Origin of the sequence: Cyanobium sp. Maggiore-St4-Cus (assembly GCF_024345615.1) — a bacterium.
Lineage (GTDB): Bacteria > Cyanobacteriota > Cyanobacteriia > PCC-6307 > Cyanobiaceae > Cyanobium_A > Cyanobium_A usitatum.
Genome location: NZ_JAGQBL010000010.1, coordinates 22,096 through 41,815, shown reverse-complemented (window position 1 = coordinate 41,815; position 19,720 = coordinate 22,096). Strand labels below are relative to the sequence as shown.

14 protein-coding genes and 1 tRNA gene are annotated in these 19,720 nt (G+C 61.5%); 10 read left to right on the top strand and 5 right to left on the bottom strand.

The window, feature by feature from the left end:
- Nucleotides 1-35 precede the first annotated feature (35 nt).
- The 3 genes from KBY99_RS10305 (at nucleotide 36) to KBY99_RS10295 (ending at nucleotide 1,473) form a co-directional block, all read left to right on the top strand.
- Complete coding sequence (locus KBY99_RS10305) at nucleotides 36-158, top strand: hypothetical protein (RefSeq protein ID WP_254960515.1); 123 nt, start codon at nucleotides 36-38, stop codon at nucleotides 156-158.
- A gap of 17 nt (nucleotides 159-175) precedes the next feature.
- A complete protein-coding gene (locus KBY99_RS10300) occupies nucleotides 176-346 on the top strand; it encodes a hypothetical protein (RefSeq protein WP_254998949.1) in 171 nt (56 codons plus the stop codon).
- Nucleotides 347-780: 434 nt separating this feature from the next.
- Complete coding sequence (locus tag KBY99_RS10295) at nucleotides 781-1,473, top strand: class I SAM-dependent methyltransferase (RefSeq protein WP_254998948.1); 693 nt, start codon at nucleotides 781-783, stop codon at nucleotides 1,471-1,473.
- A gap of 366 nt (nucleotides 1,474-1,839) precedes the next feature.
- Here the strand turns inward: KBY99_RS10295 and KBY99_RS10290 are convergent, their stop codons facing one another.
- Nucleotides 1,840-2,787, bottom strand: a complete 948-nt coding sequence (locus tag KBY99_RS10290; RefSeq protein ID WP_254993357.1) for a serine hydrolase — start codon at nucleotides 2,785-2,787, stop codon at nucleotides 1,840-1,842.
- 32 nt (nucleotides 2,788-2,819) lie between these two features.
- Between KBY99_RS10290 and KBY99_RS10285 the strand changes: the two genes are divergently transcribed.
- The 4 genes from KBY99_RS10285 (at nucleotide 2,820) to KBY99_RS10270 (ending at nucleotide 5,355) form a co-directional block, all read left to right on the top strand.
- Nucleotides 2,820-3,596, top strand: coding sequence for a C40 family peptidase (locus KBY99_RS10285; protein WP_254998947.1), 777 nt, complete (start codon nucleotides 2,820-2,822; stop codon nucleotides 3,594-3,596).
- A 26-nt stretch (nucleotides 3,597-3,622) separates the two neighbouring features.
- Entirely contained in the window at nucleotides 3,623-4,597 is a 975-nt protein-coding gene (locus KBY99_RS10280; protein WP_254998946.1) for a glycosyltransferase family 2 protein, read from the top strand.
- A gap of 103 nt (nucleotides 4,598-4,700) precedes the next feature.
- Nucleotides 4,701-4,817, top strand: a complete 117-nt coding sequence (locus KBY99_RS10275) for a photosystem I reaction center subunit VIII (RefSeq protein ID WP_106632445.1) — start codon at nucleotides 4,701-4,703, stop codon at nucleotides 4,815-4,817.
- Between the two features lie 46 nt (nucleotides 4,818-4,863).
- Nucleotides 4,864-5,355, top strand: a complete 492-nt coding sequence (locus KBY99_RS10270; protein ID WP_254942898.1) for a photosystem I reaction center subunit XI — start codon at nucleotides 4,864-4,866, stop codon at nucleotides 5,353-5,355.
- 333 nt (nucleotides 5,356-5,688) lie between these two features.
- Here the strand turns inward: KBY99_RS10270 and psaB are convergent, their stop codons facing one another.
- Both psaB and psaA read right to left on the bottom strand, forming a co-directional pair.
- Entirely contained in the window at nucleotides 5,689-7,896 is a 2,208-nt protein-coding gene (psaB, locus tag KBY99_RS10265; protein WP_106632412.1) for a photosystem I core protein PsaB, read from the bottom strand.
- A 19-nt stretch (nucleotides 7,897-7,915) separates the two neighbouring features.
- The gene (gene psaA, locus KBY99_RS10260) at nucleotides 7,916-10,219 is read right to left on the bottom strand and encodes a photosystem I core protein PsaA (RefSeq protein ID WP_106632413.1); all 2,304 of its coding nucleotides are present in this window, start codon (nucleotides 10,217-10,219) and stop codon (nucleotides 7,916-7,918) included.
- A 516-nt stretch (nucleotides 10,220-10,735) separates the two neighbouring features.
- Between psaA and KBY99_RS10255 the strand changes: the two genes are divergently transcribed.
- Nucleotides 10,736-12,106 (top strand): hypothetical protein, encoded by a 1,371-nt coding sequence (locus KBY99_RS10255; protein WP_254998945.1) that lies wholly within the window; start codon nucleotides 10,736-10,738, stop codon nucleotides 12,104-12,106.
- Nucleotides 12,103-13,950: a precorrin-3B C(17)-methyltransferase gene (cobJ, locus tag KBY99_RS10250; protein ID WP_254998944.1), complete on the top strand. Its 1,848-nt coding sequence runs from the start codon at nucleotides 12,103-12,105 to the stop codon at nucleotides 13,948-13,950. Before KBY99_RS10255 ends, cobJ begins: the two co-directional genes overlap by 4 nt.
- 5 nt (nucleotides 13,951-13,955) lie before the next feature.
- Here cobJ and KBY99_RS10245 read toward each other — a convergent pair.
- Nucleotides 13,956-14,029: transfer RNA gene (locus KBY99_RS10245), tRNA-Pro, on the bottom strand.
- 107 nt (nucleotides 14,030-14,136) lie between these two features.
- Between KBY99_RS10245 and lipA the strand changes: the two genes are divergently transcribed.
- The gene (gene lipA, locus KBY99_RS10240) at nucleotides 14,137-15,006 is read left to right on the top strand and encodes a lipoyl synthase (protein WP_254998993.1); all 870 of its coding nucleotides are present in this window, start codon (nucleotides 14,137-14,139) and stop codon (nucleotides 15,004-15,006) included.
- Here lipA and KBY99_RS10235 read toward each other — a convergent pair.
- On the bottom strand, nucleotides 15,003-19,601 hold the full coding sequence (locus KBY99_RS10235; RefSeq protein WP_254998943.1) for a glutamate synthase-related protein: 4,599 nt from the start codon (nucleotides 19,599-19,601) through the stop codon (nucleotides 15,003-15,005). The genes lipA and KBY99_RS10235 overlap by 4 nt on opposite strands.
- Nucleotides 19,602-19,720 lie beyond the last annotated feature (119 nt).

Genomic DNA, 19,720 nt, shown 5'->3' with positions numbered 1-19,720 from the left:
GCCCGTACCCTGCTCACAAGCCCCAACAAGACCATATGAAGCGCCTGCTGCTACTCGCCCTGACCGCTGCGACGCTGCTGATGGGCACAACTGCCAGCGCCCACTGCGACCAGAAGCACGGGCACCAGGAAACCTCGACCCAAAGCGACAAGCAGTGATATCTCAGCCCCTATCGATGCTGGTGCTCTGGTTGGTCTTTGCCGTCGCAGCAGGAATCAAGTTCTGGCGCCTGGCGGCTCAGTTTAGAAAATGCCCTGAGGCCACTAGCAAGAACACAGAGGAGTTCCGAAAGACCCTTGAACGCATCTGGGCGAAGAATCAGCAACGGGCGCAATGGAGCACCTGAACTGGGGATACATCCAACTGGGCCTAGTCGCCCTGATCTTTGGAGGTCTTCAGGTGTGGTGGATTACCAGCATCTTTTGGAGGCGCAACCTGGCACGTCCACAAAGCGGTGGAGAGTTCCGCAAATCACTGGAACGGATCTGGAAGAAGAAACAGCGGCAGGGGTAGCTGTGCAATGCTTGCGTATCTATGAAGTTGCCAAAACAACCGTCTGCAACAACTGCGACACTTCAATAAAATCTTGTCCCAAAGCACTTCTTCCACTACGACGCGAAGCTGGCGACCGGGGGCACTGGCGAATAGGCGGAAGGGTCTTAGGGCAGCAAAGAACGACGACGACATAAACTTTTGCCATGGAACCCTGTAAATGTTATAATTTGCAACTATAAAATCTTCTTAAGTGCTAAATTAAAAATTCAGAATTTATCGACTTTTATGAGTTTTGAATTTGGCGATCCAGATATTTTTGATAAGATTTATGAGAATTCATACTGGGGCAAGGGATCAGGGGGCGGAAGCTCCCCTGAAGCAACTCAACCCTACAAGATATTCCTAGAAGACTTTATTCGTCAATACGATATTAAATCAGTCGTTGACCTTGGTTGCGGCGACTGGCAGTTTTCCCAATTTCTAGACTTTGGCAGCGTAACATATATTGGCATCGATGCATCTAAAAATGTAATCACAAATAATCAGAGGTCATTTTCGCGACCAGGGGTTTCCTTTGCCAATCTTCCAGAGGATTACAATGAACTTCCCTCCGCCGAACTGTTGGTTTGCAAAGACGTACTAATGCATTTAAGCACGAAGGAAGTTCAAGATATTTTGTCAATTCTCCCAAGCTTTAAATATGCATTAATCACTAATGACATTCCATGCGTATCCGCATTCGGGAAAATTCTTCTAAAGCTGCGAAGTCCTTTTTCACCCGTAAATAATAGAGAAATAAAGACAGGGGACTACAGGACTCTTGACCCGACTGAACACCCATTCAACCTAAGGCTAAAAAAAGTATTTGAGTGGAAAGGCAGCAATCTAATCCTTGGCAAAGATTGTGGCTGGACAAAGCGAACTTATTTGCATCAGCAATGCCAAGACGTGGAATTGCAGAGTCCAGGAGCTCATTGAGTCCCTTGCCACCAAGACAGTCGCCTATAGCAGAAAGCACCCATGCCCTGGCGATAACACGGTAGAGATGCGCTACTGCGCTGGTCAGTCCTGGGAGCGATCCACAGACCAGTTGAAGCAAAAGCTGCCCAGGGAGTTGCTGATAGGGCGCCGTAACGACTGCAAGGGCTCAGCGCTGGTATTGACCTGCGGCCAGCGCCCTGAATTTGCACGTTCTATGTGGTGTTGGAAATAGTGTTGGAATTGGTATTGGAAATGGCATTGGATTCCGCCTCCACCAAAGGGAAGCGTCGTCTCTTCCCGTGTCACCACTTCGCTCTGAGAGTCACAACTACGGCCTCCCTCTCCGTTGTTAAGCCCGAATGCTTATTTACGGCTGGCTGCGGCCAGCCGGGTAGCTATCTCGGGTAGGAGCTTGTGATCCTGGGCGCAGGCCTGGCCCTCAGAAAAAATCACCAGCAAGAAAGGCGCAGCTTTTGGCATAGAGCCCTCAGCTGACGGCTCCACGTAGGCAGCATCGTGCCGGGCCTGGCTCATCCAGCCCGCCTTGCTCCAGAGGCGAGAGCCAAGAGGCAAACCCTCACCTATGAAGCCATCCACCTGGTTTTCTGGATCCGCAAGCCTCAAGGCCGGATCCAGGCTGCGCGCCAGCAGAGCTGCCATGCGGGCACAAGCCGGCGGCGAGACCAGGGCCGACGCCAGCACGGCCTGCAACAGACGGGCTACAGCGTCGGTACTGAGGCGATTGCGATTTTCCAGCTCGGTGCCGTAATAGACCCGCTCGCGCCCGTAGGGACCATCACCCCAGGTTTTTTGGCAAGCATTACAGCCCTGCAGCTCCGGCCAGCCAAGCTCGCTCAGCCAGCCATTGACAAGCTGACGCTGCTCCACCCAGTGGGCCATGCGCTCGGGGGGCAGGGAAGGGCCGCTGGTGGTGCCACTAAGCAAATCCACCACTAGGGAGGTGGCGTCGTTGCTGGAGTCGCGAATCATGTCTGAAAGGGCACGCCGCAGCTCGGGCGTATCCGCAAGCAAGTCAGCCTGGCGCCAAGCCTCTGCCGCCACCAGGTACACCAGCTTCACGACGCTGGCTGGGTAGCGAGGACGATCCCCAGCCCAGCTCGCCCCCTGCACCGGCTGGGCCCAGAACAGATCGGGATCTAGATCGGCAGCTCGGCCAAGCAAGGGCTGGTCGTAGCGAAGCCAGGTAATGGAGAGGTGCTGGGCTAAGCCAGGCCGCCCCTCCAGCTCTAAAGCCCGCACCAGATCAGCCAGGATCTGAGCCATGGCTGGATCGGGGCTGTAAAAAGCCATCACCGCCGGCCAACGTTGTGGCGAGATTAGCTGTGCTGAGAGTAGACACCATCAACCCTGCCCAGCTGGCTGCCGGCACCCCAGCCGCGCCGGAATGGCTCATTCCAGGCACTAACTGGCAGCTCACCGGCAGCGTCGACCTCTACAGCCAGGCCCGCGGTGAGGGGCTAGCCAGCCAGGCCTGGACTGGCCGCCACCTGCAAATCCTGACCAGTCCAGCAGCTACAGGGCCAGAAATGCGCCTGCGGGTACGACTGCTCGACGATGGCTACCCAGGCTGGCTTGAACCCGATGCCCTGCTAGGGCGAGCAGTGGCGTGCTCCCCGCCCCAACCGCAACTGCGGCAGCGCTGCAGCATTGTCCAGCGGATGGAGCAGGTGCTGAGCTTCGCGCAGGCCGCCCAGCGCGTAGCCAACACCTACCTGTGGGGCGGCAGCCTGGGCCCCAACTACGACTGCTCCGGTCTGATGCAGCGGGCCTATGCCAGCGCTGGCATCTGGATTCCGCGCGATGCCTACCTGCAGGAGCGGTTCTGTCAGCCTGTGGCGGTGCACCCGGGCCAGGTGCAGTTGCTGGAGCCTGGCGACCTGATCTTTTTTGGCACACCCCAGCGCTGCAGCCACGTGGGGCTGCACCTAGGTGGCGGCCGCTATTTACACAGCTCCGGCGTCGCCAACGGCCGCAACGGCATCGGCCTCGACGACCTGGCGCCCCAAAACCCCGACCCGGTGGCGCGCCACTACCGACTGGAATTGCGGGGAGCGGGGCGGGTAATGCACAGCCATAACGGCAGTCCCCTACCCACCTAGGGTCGACGCCAAAGGCTGACAAAAAAATGCAGCAAACGAGGGAAGGCCAGGCCGAGCTTTCCGTAGTGGTGCCCCTCTACAACGAGGAGGAGAGCCTGCCCCAGTTGGTGGAGCAGTTGCTGGCGGCACTGCGACCGCTGCAGCTGGGATTTGAGTTGGTGCTGGTAGACGACGGATCCAGGGACGACACAGCGAAGGTGCTCAGCAAGCTGGCCGCCACGGTTCCGGAGCTGGTGGCCGTGCTGCTGCGCCGCAACTACGGCCAAACGGCGGCAATGGCGGCCGGCTTTGACGCCAGCGGCGGGGCGGTGATCGTGACCCTCGATGGCGATCTGCAGAACGACCCCGCCGATATCCCCCTACTGCTAGCTGAGCTCGACCAAGGCTTCGACCTGGTAAGCGGCTGGCGCCACCAGCGCCAGGATGCGGCCATGCAACGGCTGCTGCCCAGCCGCATCGCCAACAGCCTGATTGCCCGGGTAACTGGGGTGCGACTCCACGACTACGGCTGCTCCCTCAAGGCTTATCGGCGCGAGGTGGTGAGTGACCTCAACCTCTACGGCGAACTCCACCGCTTCCTGCCTGCCCTGGCCTTCATCGAAGGTGCCCGGATCAGCGAGGTGAAAGTAAACCACCATCCCCGGCGTTATGGGGAAAGCAAATACGGACTCGACCGCACCTTCCGGGTATTGATGGACCTGCTGACGGTCTGGTTCATGAAGCGCTTTCTGACCAGACCGATGCACGTCTTCGGCTTCGGCGGCCTGGCCGCCATGGGCGCAGGGCTGCTGATCGGCATCTGGCTTGTAGGCGAGAAACTACTGCTTGGCGCAGACATCGGCGATCGCCCCCTGCTGCTGATGGCCCTACTGAGTTTTCTGACGGGGGTGCAGCTCTTCTGCTTTGGGCTGCTGGCCGAACTGCAGATGCGCACGTACCACGAAAGTCAGGGACGACCGATCTACCGGGTGCGCGGCATCGTGCGCGGATCCGACAGCTGAGAGGCGGGGCAGAGGGATTGAATTTTTATGTCGCCCTAGCCGGCCCCGCAAGCTGTCAAGGGTGAGCTTCGTACAGTATTAACGGTTGCTATTGGCCCGCGCCATGACTGGAGAATTTGCTGCCGCTTGGTTGCCCTCGGTGTTAGTCCCACTTGTTGGAATCCTCGGCCCAGCCGTGGCCATGGCCTTGCTTTTCAACGTAATCGAAGCCCGCGACTGAGCCCGACCCAAGCCGTCGCTCAGCCTCACCGCCTACCCCCGCCACCATGACCGTGACCCCCGTGGCCGACCCCTGCGTCGGCAATCTGGCAACCCCCGTCAACAGCAGCTATTTCAGCCGGGCCTTCATCAATGCCCTGCCCGCCTACCGCCCCTCCCTATCTCCGAACCGTCGTGGTTTGGAAGTGGGCATGGCCCATGGCTTCTTTCTCTACGGACCCTTCGCCGTCTGTGGTCCCCTGCGGCTCACCGAGTACGCCAGCACCGCTGGTTTACTCGCCACCATTGGACTGGTGTCGATCTTGACCGTATGTCTCTCGATCTACGGCACCGCTGGCAACGGACCCAACATCCAGCCGGCTGACGCCACCATCGACAACCCCCCCGCAGACCTGTTCACCAAGGCTGGCTGGGCAGAATTCGCCAGTGGTTTCTGGCTGGGTGGCTGCGGTGGCGCCGCCTTTGCCTGGTTCCTAGCCGGCACTGCGATCGTTGCCCCACTGGTCAATATCGCTGGCGGCGTCTGGAGCGTCAACTGAATCCCAAGCGGTTTTCCAATCCCCTGAAAGCTCCGCTAAGGCGGGGCTTTTTTATTGGGTGTTTTTACTAGACGTTTTTATTGAACCTTTATTGGGACTTTGATTGGGCCTTTGATTGGGCTGATCTTGTTTGGGGGCAGCCCGATAGACAGTGGCTGCTGGGCCACAAGCCAAGCCTTCGGGACCAGAACTATTCCCTTAGGGGGAAAGAGCCAGGTGGTGCGGTGAGGGGCAAGTTAACCAACAAACAATGGTCAATAAAACAATGGACAATAAAAAACCCCAGCTTGCGCCGGGGTTAATTCGTCCCTCGAGGGAGCAAGTAGGCCGCAGTTAGCCGAACTTGCCAGAGGTAGAAGCAATCAGGAAGGCGGCATACGTGAGTATGTAGCCAATAGTGAAGTGAGCAAGACCCACAACACGAGCCTGGACGATCGAAAGAGCGACAGGCTTATCGCGCCAGCCAACAAGGTTGGCAAGTGGGGTCCGCTGATGCGCCCAGACGATGGTCTCGATGAGTTCCTGCCAGTAGCCGCGCCAGGAGATCAGGAACATGAAACCGGTGGCCCAAACCAGGTGACCGAACAGGAACATCCAAGACCAGACGGCCAGGTTGTTGCTGCCAAACGGGTTGTAACCGTTGATCAGCTGGGAGGAGTTAAGCCACAGGTAGTCGCGGAACCAACCCATTAGATAGGTGCTGGATTCGTTGAACTGAGCCACGTTGCCCTGCCAGATGGCGAGGTGCTTCCAGTGCCAGTAGAAGGTGACCCAACCGACGGTATTCAGGGCCCAGAAGACACTCAGATAGAAAGAGTCCCAGGCACTGATGTCGCAGGTACCACCACGGCCGGGGCCGTCGCAGGGGAAGGAATAGCCGAAGTCCTTTTTGTCAGGCATCAGCTTGGAACCCCGGGCATCCAGAGCACCCTTCACCAGGATCAGAGTCGTGGTGTGCAGACCAAGCGCAATGGCGTGGTGAACAAGGAAATCACCAGGACCGATCTGCAGGAAGAGGTCGTTGCCACCATTGATGGCGTCGATCCAACCGGGCAGATAAACCGCACTGGCATTGCTAGCTGCGGATGCGGAATTGGATAGCAGCACATCCATGCCATACATCGCCTTGCCGGAAGCGGCCTGGACGAATTGGGCAAAGACGGGCTCCACCAAGATCTGCTTCTCGGGAGTGCCGAAGGCCACGACCACGTCGTTGTGGACGTAGAGACCCAGGGTGTGGAAGCCAAGGAACAGGGAGACCCAGCTCAGGTGGCTGATTATGGCTTCCTTGTGCTCGAGCATCCGGGCCAACACGTTGTCTTTGTTGGCTTCCGGGTCGTAGTCGCGGATGAAGAAGATCGCACCGTGGGCGAACGCACCGCACATCAGGAAGATGGCGATGTATTGGTGGTGGGTATAAAGCGCAGCCTGCGTTGTGTAGTCCTTAGCGATAAACGCGTAGGACGGCATCGCATACATGTGCTGGGCCACCAGGCTGGTGACCACACCCAGAGATGCCAAAGCCAGACCAAGCTGGAAGTGGAGCGAGTTGTTGATCGTGTCGTAGAGGCCCTTGTGGCCAGCACCGAGGTCACCAGGGGTGCCCTTGGGTGGGTTGTGGGCTTCAAGAATCTCGCGAATCGAGTGGCCGATACCGAAGTTTGTCCGGTACATGTGGCCAGCGATCACAAAGATGCAACCGATCGCCAGGTGGTGGTGGGCAATGTCCGTGAGCCAAAGGGCTTCCGTTTGGGGGTGGAAGCCACCAAGGAAGGTAAGGATCGCGGTGCCAGAACCCTCAGCAGTTCCGAACTGTTGATAGACGGTATCGGGGTTCTGGGCGTATACACCCCAGTTGCCGGTGAAGAACGGAGCCAAACCAGCGGGGTGAGGCAGCACTGAGAGGAAGTTGTCCCACCCAACGTGCTGACCACGGGCCTCAGGGATAGCCACGTGAACCAGGTGACCGGTCCAAGCGATCGAGCTGAAACCAAACAGAACCGCCAGGTGGTGGTTTAGGCGGGATTCAGCGTTCTTGAACCAGGCCAGGGAAGGCCGGAACTTGGGCTGAAGGTGGAGCCAGCCTGCGAACAGGGCCCAAGCCGACAGGATCATCATGAAGATGGAACCCTGATAAAGCTCAGCGTTGGTTTTCATCCCGATCGTGTACCACCAGTGGTACAAGCCGGAATAAGCAATGTTCACAGGGGAGGTAGCACCAGCCTGGGTGAAGGCGGCGATAGCTCCCTGGCCGAAGTGGGGATCCCAGATCGCGTGAGCGATGGGACGTACATGCAGAGGATCGGCGACCCACTGCTCAAAGTTGCCCTGCCAGGCGATATGGAACAGGTTGCCCGAAACCCAGAGGCCAATGATGGCCAGGTGACCGAAATGGGTGGAGAACAGCTTTTGGTAAAGCCGCTCCTCGGTCATGCCGTCGTGGCTCTCGAAATCGTGAGCCGTGGCAATGCCGTACCAAATCCGGCGGGTTGTCGGGTCCTGTGCCAGACCCTGGCTGAACGAAGGAAATTTCGTTGCCATTGGGAGAGGTCAGAAAAGGTCAGCCGACCGCGACGATGCGGGCCAGGAAGAATGCCCAGGTTGTTGCAATACCGCCCAGCAAATAGTGAGCGACACCGACAGCACGGCCCTGGGTAATGGAAAGCGCCCGCGGTTGGATGGCGGGTGCAACCCTCAGCTTGTTATGAGCCCAGACGATGGACTCGATCAGCTCTTGCCAGTAGCCGCGGCCACTGAACAGGAACATCAGGCTGAAGGCCCAGATGAAGTGGGCTCCAAGGAACATCAAGCCATAAGCACTGGAACTCGAGCCGTAGCTGTTGATCACCTGTGCGGCTTGAGCCCAGAGGAAGTCCCGCAGCCAACCATTAATGGTGATGGCGCTTTGGGCAAAGTTGCCGTTGGTGATGTGCTGGACGCTGCCATCAGCGTTGACGGTGCCCCACACGTCGCTCTGCATCTTCCAGGAGAAGTGGAAAATGACGATCGACAGGGAGTTGTACATCCAGAACAGGCCAAGGAACACGTGGTCCCAAGCCGACACCTGGCAGGTACCGCCACGGCCAGGGCCGTCGCAGGGGAAGCGGAAGCCCAGATTCGCCTTATCAGGGACTAGGCGGGAGCTACGCGCATACAACACACCCTTCAAAAGGATCAGCACGGTGACGTGGATCGTGAAGGCGTGGATGTGGTGGACCATGAAGTCGGCCGTTCCCAAAGGAATCGGACCGGCTGCCACCTTGCCGCCCACCGCTACAACGGTGCCGTTGAACACTTCGCTCACACCAGCTAGGGCGTTGGGCGCAGTGCTACCTGCAGCGGCAGCGTGAAGACCCTGAATCCACTGCGCGAAGACAGGCTTCAAGGCAATGGCGGAGTCGCTGAACATGTCTTGGGGACGCCCCAAGGCACGCATGGTGTCGTTGTGGATATAAAGGCCAAAGCTGTGGAAGCCAAGCCAGATGCACACCCAGTTGAGGTGGCTGATCAGGGCATCACGAGCTTTAAGCACCCGGTCCAGCACGTTATCGACGTGCTTGGCGGGGTCGTAATCGCGAATCATCGCGATAGCGGCGTGCGCACCAGCACCCACAACTAAGAAACCACCGATCCACATGTGATGGGTGAAGATCGACAGTTGGGTGGGGTAATCAATCCCGATATAGGGATAGGGAGGCATCGCATACATGTGCTGGGCCACGATGATGCTCAGCGAGCCGAGCATCGCCAGGTTCACAGCCAGTTGGGCGTGCCAGCTGGTGGTCATGAACTCGAAGAGTCCGTCATGACCATTGGGAGCGGGGAACAGCAGGGGATCGCCCTTCTGGCCCTGGAGAATCTCCTTGATGCTGTGACCAATACCCCAGTTGGTGCGATACATGTGACCAGCCACAATGAACAACACCGCGATCGCCAAGTGGTGATGGGCGATGTCGGTCATCCAGAGGCTGCCGGTCACAGGATTCAACCCACCTTTAAAGGTGAGGAAATCGCTGTAAGCGGCCCAATTGCCCGTGAAGAAGGCTGAAACGCCAGCCCCGAAACCGGGGAATATCTGGGCGATCACGTCCTGGTTCAGGAACTCGTGGGGCAGGGGAATGTCGGCGTAGGTGGCGATGGTTTTGCCATTGAGCGCCAGCGGCTGGCCGGCGTCGATGGCGTCCATCAGCGCGGTGGTGGGCAGGGACACATGCAGCAAGTGTCCTGTCCAGGAGAGAGATCCCAGACCGAGCAGGCCGGCCAGATGGTGGTTGAGCATCGACTCAACGTTCTGGAACCACTCGAGCTTGGGAGCCGCCTTGTGGTAGTGGAAGACGCCGGCATTGAGCATCAAGCCGGCCATCACCAAAGCACCGATGGCCAGGGCCATCAGCTGGGTTTCATTGGTGATGCCCCAGGCCCTCCACACATGGAAGAGGCCGGAGGTGATCTGAATGCCGTGGAACCCGGCACCCATGTCTCCATTGAGAATTTCCTGGCCGAAAATGGGCCACACCACCTGCGCCGAAGGCTTGACGTGCAGGGGATCGGTCAACCAACCGGTGTAGTTGGAGAAGCGCGCTCCATGGAAGAAGGCGCCACTCAGCCAGATAAAGATGACGGCCAAATGGCCGAAGTGAGCTGAAAAGATCTTGCGAGAGACCTCTTCAAGGTCACTCGTGTGACTGTCGAAATCGTGAGCATTGGCGTGGAGGTTCCAAACCCAGGTGGTGGTTTTGGGACCTTTGGCAAGGCTGCGATCGAAATGGCCGGGCTTGCCGAACAGTTCGAAGGTGGCCGGAACTGGGTTCCGGTCGACCATGGCCTTCGCCTTTTCCCCACGCTCTGGTGGGCTGATGGTCATCGAGACGTTCCTCGAGGGACGGGATCGAGGTGGTGGGTCCACCCCTGCAGCAGGCCGGAGAGCCTGCCGTTGGGCCCCATAAACGACCGGCGGCCGAGGCCTCCAAGCGTTCATGGGCACCAGCCGGGAAGGGGGCCCGCGAAAACGCGAAACCACTTGCCACAACTGGAGCTTTGGGCCCCAATTAGGGGACCGCTCGCCGAAGTATAGGGGTCGTTTCCGAGAGGTTTTGGCTTGCAGTTACAAAGGTTCAATCCCGGCGCTTCCCAGGCCAGCACAGGGCTTTACAGAACAGAAAGAATCATCTACTTCAACCATCTTGCGGGCAGTTTTTTATTACTTAGAGAGCATCAAAAACAGCCATCTGCCGCATCCATTTCCCCCAGGGTGGCCCCGGCCAGCAGAATGCTTCCACTACAAGCTGAGCAATCCAGCGTGGGCGCAGGCAGCGCAACCTATCCAGCCCTCCCGGGTCGCCCCGTGCGATGGCGGCAGAGACTGCTCGCGGTCCTGCTAATGGCAGCGTTGATGTTGTTGGCTGGCTGCAATCGCGTAGCCGCTAGCCGCAACAGCGGCCCAGCCCCAGCGCTTCTTCCAGTCCAGGGGCCAAGTGGCCGCTTACAGGAAGTCGCGCCACCTGCCGCCGTACAACAAGTTCAAGCGGCCCTGGCCGAACGCCAGCCCCAGGTATCGATCCAGATCCCGCTAGATGGAAGCGATCTGCCAGCCGGGCCGGTCAAGTTGCAAGTGCAGGTTCGTGATTGGCCCTTGGTTGATGCGGGAGTGCTCGGGCTGGGGCCTCACCTCGTGGTGCAAGTTGATGACCTACCGCCCCAACGCCTCACCACCTCACTCTCTGGGCAATTCCCAACTCGTCTGGACGCCGAACTACCGCCCCTGGGCCCGGGCAGCCATCGCCTTACCGCCTATGCGGCCAAACCCTGGGGGGAAGTGGTGAAAAGTCCAGGCGCCTGGGACCAGGTGCGGGTGAACCGGGTGGCCGCCAATCCCCTGGCCACTCCCCAGCTGGGCACACCCCAGTTGATCGGCGTAAGCACAGCAGATCTGGCCGGTCGCGAACCAGTGCTGCTCGACTGGCTGTTATTAGATGCTCCCCTCCAGGGCCTGCGCGACAACGACGGCAGCTGGCGCCTGCGGGTGACGGTCAACGGGGACAGTTTTTTGGTGGATCAGAACTCGCCTCTGTGGCTCAAGGGCTGGAGCAGCGGCAGCAACAGCGTGCTGATGGAGCTGGTTGATGGCCGCGGCGCCCCCCTCAACCCCCCTTTCAACACCTTGGTGAGCGAGGTGACCATTAATAGTTCCTCGCCCACGCCCAGTTGGCAGCGGGGGCGCCTGGATGCAAGCGAGTTAGCCCAGCTGCTGGGAGAGCAGCCTGCAACGCCGGCGGCTCCAAAACCAGAACCTGAACCAGTCCCAGAAGAACCAGTAGCAGCCATAGAAATCAATCCGCCGCCGGCCAGGGAGCCCGAAACCGTGACTGACCCGTTGCCCGCAAATGAGCCCCAATCCCCGCATGAACCCGAGGCTTCGCCTCAAACGGAACCCCTGCCGGAACCAGAACAACTTGACCCAGAACAACTACCTGACCCAGCACAACTGCCTGAGCTGGAGCCCACTGTTGAAGCTGAGTTAACCGAACCTTCGCAGCAAGATGCCCCACAAGCAGAGTCCGCACCTGTGATGCCCCCACAAGCGATCCCCGCCCCTACTCCGGCCCCCACCACTAGGGCCCCTACTGATCGGCTCAGCGCCTCCACCAACCTGGGGGGATCGGCCCGCAGCCAGCTGAATCCAGATGGTTCCCTGCTCAAGCCCAAGGCGCCGGGTCCCCTGGCCGGGCTGCGTCAGAAGCTAGGTACGTGAATTCACCAAATAACCGCCCCGAGCAGGCCGCGCCGCGCGCCCGCCGCTGGGGCCTGGGCTTCAGCCCTGCCAGCGCCCCCGTGCTGGAGCAGCTCCTTCAGGCCGGCCTGATCGACGCCCAGGTGGGGACTGACGACCAGATCACCGCAGGGGACTGCTTAGTTGAACAGTGGTCAACGGCCAGCAGCTTTGTGATCGTTGGCGCCTGTGGCCTGGTGACCAGGCTGATTGCGCCGCTGCTCGTGAATAAAGAGCGCGATCCCGCAGTGGTGGTGGTGGATCCCCAGGGTCGGTTCGCCATTCCCCTGCTGGGGGGGCACGCGGCCGGGGCCGAGCGACTGAGCCACCAGATTGCCGCCTGCCTAGGCGGCCAGGCTGTGCTCACCGGGGCAACGGCTGCAGCAGGCTTACTGAGCCTCGACAGCTTCGGCAAAGACTGGGGTTGGCAGCGGGGGCAGGGCGATTGGAGCGCCCTGATGCGTAAGGCAGCCCATCTGCATCAACCGCTGCAGCTGGAAGCTCACCACGGCAGCCGCCGCTGGCTGGAGCTCGAGGCCGCCACCTGCCTACTGGAGCGAGCTGGTGCCACTGGCAGTAGCTCTGGCGGTGGCTCTGGCAACAACCCAGAGGCTGATCTGGTCGTAGATATCCACACCGGCGCTGGCTGCCGCTGGCATCCGCCGAGCCTGTGGCTAGGTATGGGCTGTGAACGCAACACCAGCCTCAGCCTGCTGGAGCGCTTGCTGGAACAGACCCTGGGCGACCAGCATTTGGCACCTGAATCCGTAGCTGGTTTAGCGAGCATCGACCGCAAGGCCGATGAACCGGCCCTGCTTGCTCTAGCGGCTAAACGAGGCTGGCCAGTGCGCTGGTTTGGGGCCGATTCCCTAGCGGCAGTGCCGGTGCCCACCCCATCGGCAGCGGTGGCCCAGGAGATGGGCACCGCCAGCGTGGCCGAGGCCGCAGCCCTGCTGGCAGCTGGCCCCGCAGCCCAATTGCTGCAAACCAAGCGCATCGAGCATGCCAACCCAGGCGAGCTCGGGGCAGCCACCCTGGCGGTGGCTCTGGCCGATAGTCAATGGGCTCCCGAGCGGGGCCAACTGCACCTGGTGGGCAGTGGCCCGGGCAGCCTGGAGCTGCTCACTGCGGATGCGCGCCGCGCCCTGGCGGAAGCCACGGTGTGGGTGGGCTACGGCCTCTACCTCGACCTGCTTGAACCGCTGCGGCGACCTGATCAGCTGCGCTGGAACGGCCAACTCACCGAGGAGCGGGCCCGCTGCGCCCTGGCCCTGGAGTTAGCGAGCCAGGGGCTGAATGTGGCCCTGGTCTCTTCTGGCGACAGTGGCATCTACGCCATGGCCGGCCTGGCCCTGGAGCTTTGGCTGGCCAGCCCAGCCGATGGCCGGCCCAGCTTCAGCGTGCATCCGGGCATCTCGGCCCTGCAACTCGCCGCTGCCAAGGCCGGAGCTCCCTTGATGCACGATTTCTGCACCATCAGCCTCAGCGACCGACTCACCCCTTGGGAAGTGATCGAAAAGCGGCTGCAAGCAGCGGCTGCGGGGGACTTTGTAGTAGCCCTCTACAACCCCCGCTCCCTGGGCCGCGACTGGCAACTAGCCCGAGCCAGGGAGCTGCTGCTGGAGGGCCGGCCGGCCTCAACACCGGTAGCCCTGGCCCGCCAACTGGGCCGAGCCGATGAGGCCGTCAGCCTGCACAGGCTGGGCGAATTACCGGTGGAGCAAGTAGACATGCTGACCCTGGTGCTGATTGGCAATAGCAGCAGCTATGCCAAAGACGGACGCATGGTGACCCCGAGGGGTTACCCAGGAGCCGAGCTCAGCTGAAAAAATCGGGATGACAGGATTCGAACCTGCGGCCCCTTCGTCCCGAACGAAGTGCGCTACCAAGCTGCGCCACATCCCGATGAAGGGAGTTTAGGGGATCAACTCGGCTGTAGGCCTTGACCTGCCGCTGGCTTCCTAAAGTTGGATTTAGCCCTTCTTCTGGCCCCCCGGGGCCCTACTGGCGCCTTGCTCAAACCCGACTGGCTGCGCGTCAAGGCCCCCCAGCGGGAGCGCATCGGCGAGGTGGCAGACCTGCTGCAAGATCTCAAACTCAACACCGTCTGCCAGGAAGCCAGCTGCCCCAACATCGGCGAGTGCTTCGCCGGCGGCACGGCCACCTTTTTGATCATGGGGCCCGGCTGCACCCGGGCCTGCCCCTACTGCGACATCGACTTCGACAAGAGCGTGCGGGAGCTCGATCCCAGCGAACCTGAACGACTCGGCGAAGCGGTGGCACGCCTGGGCCTGAGCCACGTGGTGATCACCTCGGTGAACCGGGACGACCTGGCCGATGGCGGCGCAAGCCAGTTTGTGGCCTGCATCGCGCAGGTGCGCCAGCGCTCACCACTCACCACGATCGAGCTACTAATCCCCGATTTCTGCGGCAACTGGGACGCCCTAGCCGCCGTGATGGAAGGCGCCCCTGAGGTGCTCAACCACAACATCGAAACCGTGCCCAGGCTCTACAAAAAGGCCCGGCCCCAGGGGATCTACGAACGCTCGCTCGAGTTGCTCCAGCGGGTCCGGAAGGGGTGGCCCCGCACCTACACCAAATCAGGCCTGATGACGGGCCTAGGCGAAACCGACCACGAGGTGCGGGAGGTGATGGCAGACCTCCGCAGCCACCAGGTGGACATCGTGACCATCGGCCAGTACCTCTCGCCAGGCCCCAAACATCTGCCAGTGGATCGCTTCGTGACTCCAGAGCAATTTGCGGCGTTCAAGCAGCACGGTGAGCAGGAGCTCGGCTTCCTGCAGGTGGTGAGCAGCCCGCTCACCCGCAGCAGCTATCACGCCGGCGAGGTGCAGCGGCTGATGCGGGAGTATCCGCGCTAAGCCGCGACTGCCTGCCGTTCCGCCAGACCCACGCTTACCTTCTCGCTGGGGGGCACCAGCAGCTTGAAGCGGCCCCTCCAGCCATCCCAATCGGCCAGTATCGCGGCGGCCTTGGCGCTGCCGGTGGCGTCGAGATGGGCCTGCAGCAGGGGCTTGAGCAGGGCCTCCTGCTCGGGGGTTGTGAGCTCAGCGATGGCCACTATCTCCGGGTTCACCCGCTCCGCCAAACCACCGCTCTCATCAAGGATGAAGGCCACACCACCGGTCATGCCGGCGGCCACATTGCGACCCGTGCTGCCCAGCACCACCACCACCCCACCAGTCATGTATTCGCAACAGTGATCGCCGGCGCCCTCCACCACGGTTTTGGCCCCGCTGTTGCGCACGCCAAAGCGCTCACCGGCGCGGCCTAGGGCGAAGAGCTCTCCACCTGTGGCGCCATAGAGACAGGTGTTGCCCAGGATCACCTGGTTGCCAGGGTCGTTGACGCCGGCAGGGGGCACCACGGTGAGCCGTCCGCCATTGAGGCCCTTACCCACATAGTCGTTGGCTTCACCCACCAAGCGCACGTTCATGCCCTGGAGCACGAAGGCCCCGAAGCTCTGGCCGGCGGCACCTTCATAGGTGAGATCGAGCTGGCCTTGGAAGCCGGTGTTGCCGTGGCGGGCGGCGATCTCACCGGAGAGGCGGGCGCCCACGCTGCGATCTGTGTTCACGATCGCCAGGGTGCGGGCCACGCGGCCGTGGCCCTCGATAGCCGCCACCACCTCAGCGTCGGCAAGAAGCTGATCTTCCAGGATTTGTCCATTGCCATGGGCCTGGGCGTCGTGCCGAAGCCAGCTGCGATCAGCAGCGGCGGGGATCGGGTCAATCAGGCAAGAGAGATCAAGGGCCCTGGTTTTGGCGAGAACCACGGCCCGGGGCTGCAGCAATTCACTGCGGCCGATCAGCTCTTCGAGCCGGGCCACGCCAAGCACGCTCAGCAGCTGACGCACCTCCTCGGCCACGAACAGGAAGAAATTCACGACGTGCTCGGGCACGCCGGGGAAGCGCTTGCGCAGGTTTTCTTTCTGGGTAGCCACGCCCACCGGGCAGTTATTGGTGTGGCAAACGCGGGCCATGATGCAGCCTTCGGCAATCATTGCCACCGAGCCGAAGCCGTACTCCTCAGCTCCCAGCAGGGCGGCGATGATTACGTCCCAGCCGGTTTTGAGGCCGCCATCGGCCCGCAGCAGCACCCGATCGCGCAAGCCATTCTCCAGCAGCGACCGGTGCACCTCAGTGAGGCCTAGCTCCCAGGGGCTGCCGGCATGTTTGATCGAGCTGAGCGGTGAAGCGCCCGTGCCACCGTCGTGGCCGGAGATCTGAATCACATCGGCGTTGGCCTTGGCCACACCAGCAGCGATGGTGCCGATGCCGATCTCGGCCACCAGCTTCACGCTCACCTTGGCGGCGGGGTGCACCTGGTGCAGGTCGTGGATCAGTTGGGCCAGATCCTCGATTGAATAGATGTCGTGATGGGGAGGCGGCGAAATCAGGGCCACACCGGCCTTGCTGTTGCGCAGCCAGGCGATGTAGGGATCAACCTTTGGCCCCGGCAGCTGGCCGCCCTCACCCGGCTTGGCCCCCTGGGCCACCTTGATCTCCAGCTGGCGGCCACTGCGCAGATATTCGGGGGTCACACCGAAGCGCCCTGAGGCGATCTGCTTAATGGCGGAGCAGGCGGTATCACCGTTGCGCAGGCCATTTAGGCTGGGCAAGGTCGGCGAATGACCGTCGCCGTTCACATCATGGAGGGTGTGGAAGCGGGCCGGATCCTCGCCGCCCTCACCGCTGTTGCTCTTGCCGCCGATGCGGTTCATCGCGATGGCTAACACCTCGTGGGCCTCGCGGGAGAGGGCCCCCAAGCTCATGCCGCCGGTGCAAAAGCGACTGCAGATGCTCTCCACGCTCTCCACCTGCTCGATCGGCAGCGGGGCGAGAGCGGGCTTGAGTTCCAGCAGGTCCCGCAGGGCCGTGACTGGCCGGTGCTCCAGCAGGGTTTTGTAGGTAGAGAAGTGGTCGTAGCCGGGGCCGGCCTTGACGGCGGCATGCAGGGCTTTGGCCATCTCCGGGCTATTGAGGTGATACTCGCCGCCAGTGCGGTATTGCACGAAGCCCATGAACTCGAGCTTGGTGCGGTTGAGCTCGGGGAAGGCCTTGGCATGGAAGCTGAGGGTTTCGCTGGCCAGCTCGCCCAAGCTGAGGCCAGCCACCCTGCTGGTGGTGCCACTGAAGGCAAGCTGGATCAGATCGGCGCCAAGGCCGATGGCTTCGAAGATCTGGGCGCCGTGATAGCTGGCCAGCAGGGAAATGCCGATCTTGGAGAGAATCTTGCGCAGGCCGTCTTCTAGGGCCTTGCGCACATTTGCCTGCACCTGATCGGGGCTGAGCGCCGGCAGTTTGCCGGTTTCGATCAGCTTCTGCACCCGGGGGTGGGCTAGCCAGTGGCGGCTGGTTTCCCAGGTAAGCCAGGGGCAAACGGCACTGGCGCCGTAACCGATTAGGCAGGCCAGGTGGTGAGTGCTCCAGCACTGGGCCGTTTCCACCACCAGGGAAGCCTGCAGGCGCAAGCCCAGGTTGAGCAGGTGGTGATGCACAGCCCCGACGGCCAGCAGCGGTGGAATGGTGGCCGTGGTGGCATTGATCCCACCAGCCTCGCCGCCCCGATCGCTCAGCACCAGGATCTGGCTGCCGCCGCGCACGGCCGACTCGGCAGCGCTGCGCAGGCGCTGCACCGCAAGCTCGAGACCTCCGGGGCCGTCGGTGACGGCCATCAGCGTGGAAAGGGTGGTGGTGGGCAGGCCCTGCCGGCCAACCTCCGCAAGCTCAGCTTCATTGAGGATCGGACTGGCCAGGTGCAGCACCGCCGCCGAGGCGGCTTCTGGGCGCAGCGGCGAGCCCCGCCTGCCCAGATGCATCTCCAGGCTCATCACCAGCTTTTCGCGCAGGGGATCTATCGGCGGGTTGGTGACCTGGGCAAAACGCTGCTTGAAGTAGTCGTAAAGGAGGTGGGGCTTGTCTGAAAGCACCGCCAGGGGAATGTCGTCGCCCATGCAATAGGTGGGCTCTTTAGCCGCGCCGGCCATGTCCTCGATCACCAGCTCGAAGTCTTCGGCGGTGAAGCCAAAGGCCGTTTGCTGTTGCAGCAGCTCCAGATCTGCCAGCTGACGCTCCTGGGTCCAGGGCTGGGGGACGAGGTTGCGACGATTCTGCGCCAACCATTCACCGTAGGGATGGCGGGCGGCAACCTCGGCCTTCACCTCCCAATTGCGCAGCAGGCGGCCCTGGTCCAGGTCCACTGCCAGCATCTGGCCAGGGCCGAGGCGACCCTTTTCGATGATCCGGCTCTCCTCAAGCTCGACCACACCGGTTTCTGAGCCCATCACCACAAAACCGTCGCTGGTGATGCAGTAGCGGGCGGGGCGCAGGCCGTTGCGATCGAGGGTGGCTCCCACGCAGCGGCCATCGGCGAACACCAGCAGGGCCGGACCATCCCAGGGCTCCTGGGTGCAGGCGGAATACTCGTAAAAAGACTGGATATCGGGCTTATCTGCCAGCTCGGGCTGGTCGCGGAAAGCTTCTGGCACCAGGGTGAGCAGGCTCTCGGTGATCGGCCGGCCGCTGCGCACCAGCAACTCCAGGGTGGCGTCGAGGTTGGCGGAATCGCTGAAGGCGGGGTTCACCACTGGCTTCAGTTCTGCAGCCGCCTCCCCCCAGACCGCATCGAGATTTGCTTCCGAAGCCCTTGCCCAGTTGAGGTTGCCCAACAAAGTATTGATCTCGCCGTTGTGACCCAGCAGCCGCATGGGCTGGGCTAGGGGCCAGCGGGGCAGGGTGTTGGTGCTGAAACGGCGGTGATACACCGCAAAGCTCACGGCAAAGCGTGCATCGCGCAAGTCGCCATAGAAAGCAGACAGCACCGCTGAGCGCACCATGCCCTTGTAGACAACAGTTCGGCTGCTCAGGGAAGCGAAATAGAGCTCACCAGGCCCTGGCCCCCAAACCGCGCGGGCCCGATCGCCGCAACGGCGGCGCAGCCTGAATAGCAACGCTTCCAGATCGTCACCGGCTTGGTCTGCGGCAATTAGCCACTGCTCAATGGCAGGAGCGGTCTGGCTGGCTAGGGAGCCGAGAACAGATGCATCCAGAGGGACTGCACGCCATCCCAGGCTGCCCAAGCCCAGCTTGGCGGCCTCATCTTCACAGAAAAGTTTTGCCTGCTCGCGCTTTGCAGCATCGGCTGGCAGGAAAACCATGCCCAGCCCGCGAGCCGCTCCCTTCGCTGCCGCCGCCTCAGGCCATACCTCTTCTAAATAGCTCCAGGGGATGCCGCAGAGCACCCCGGCCCCATCGCCGGAATCACCATCGCCACCGCAACCGCCGCGGTGCTCCATGCAGTCAAGGCCGCGCAGGGCCTGCTGCAGCACCCAGTGGCTGGCTTCGCCCTGAAGATTGGCCAGAAAGCCCACACCACAGGCGTCCTTTTCGCCAGCGACAGCGGTCGGCGCAGCGCTATCGCAATGGGGCCAAACAGGGCGAGAGAAGTGAGGCATAACCCGAGACGGTCCGGCAGGTGATCTGTCAGGGCAGCGCCGCTAACACCCACAGGTGCTGGCAGCAGCAGAGCAGCTGATCCTAGGGATGCACATCCCCAAAGCAGGGCGCCCAAACC

Excerpts from the sequence above, each read along its gene's own strand:
- KBY99_RS10305 (WP_254960515.1), top strand. The coding sequence starts at position 36 with ATGAAGCGCCTGCTGCTACTCGCCCTGACCGCTGCGACGCTGCTGATG.
- KBY99_RS10300 (WP_254998949.1), top strand. The coding sequence starts at position 176 with ATGCTGGTGCTCTGGTTGGTCTTTGCCGTCGCAGCAGGAATCAAGTTC.
- KBY99_RS10295 (WP_254998948.1), top strand. The coding sequence starts at position 781 with ATGAGTTTTGAATTTGGCGATCCAGATATTTTTGATAAGATTTATGAG.
- KBY99_RS10290 (WP_254993357.1), bottom strand. The coding sequence starts at position 2,787 with ATGGCTTTTTACAGCCCCGATCCAGCCATGGCTCAGATCCTGGCTGAT.
- KBY99_RS10280 (WP_254998946.1), top strand. The coding sequence starts at position 3,623 with ATGCAGCAAACGAGGGAAGGCCAGGCCGAGCTTTCCGTAGTGGTGCCC.
- KBY99_RS10275 (WP_106632445.1), top strand. The coding sequence starts at position 4,701 with ATGACTGGAGAATTTGCTGCCGCTTGGTTGCCCTCGGTGTTAGTCCCA.
- KBY99_RS10270 (WP_254942898.1), top strand. The coding sequence starts at position 4,864 with ATGACCGTGACCCCCGTGGCCGACCCCTGCGTCGGCAATCTGGCAACC.
- psaB (WP_106632412.1), bottom strand. The coding sequence starts at position 7,896 with ATGGCAACGAAATTTCCTTCGTTCAGCCAGGGTCTGGCACAGGACCCG.
- psaA (WP_106632413.1), bottom strand. The coding sequence starts at position 10,219 with ATGACCATCAGCCCACCAGAGCGTGGGGAAAAGGCGAAGGCCATGGTC.
- KBY99_RS10255 (WP_254998945.1), top strand. The coding sequence starts at position 10,736 with ATGGCAGCGTTGATGTTGTTGGCTGGCTGCAATCGCGTAGCCGCTAGC.
- KBY99_RS10235 (WP_254998943.1), bottom strand. The coding sequence starts at position 19,601 with ATGCCTCACTTCTCTCGCCCTGTTTGGCCCCATTGCGATAGCGCTGCG.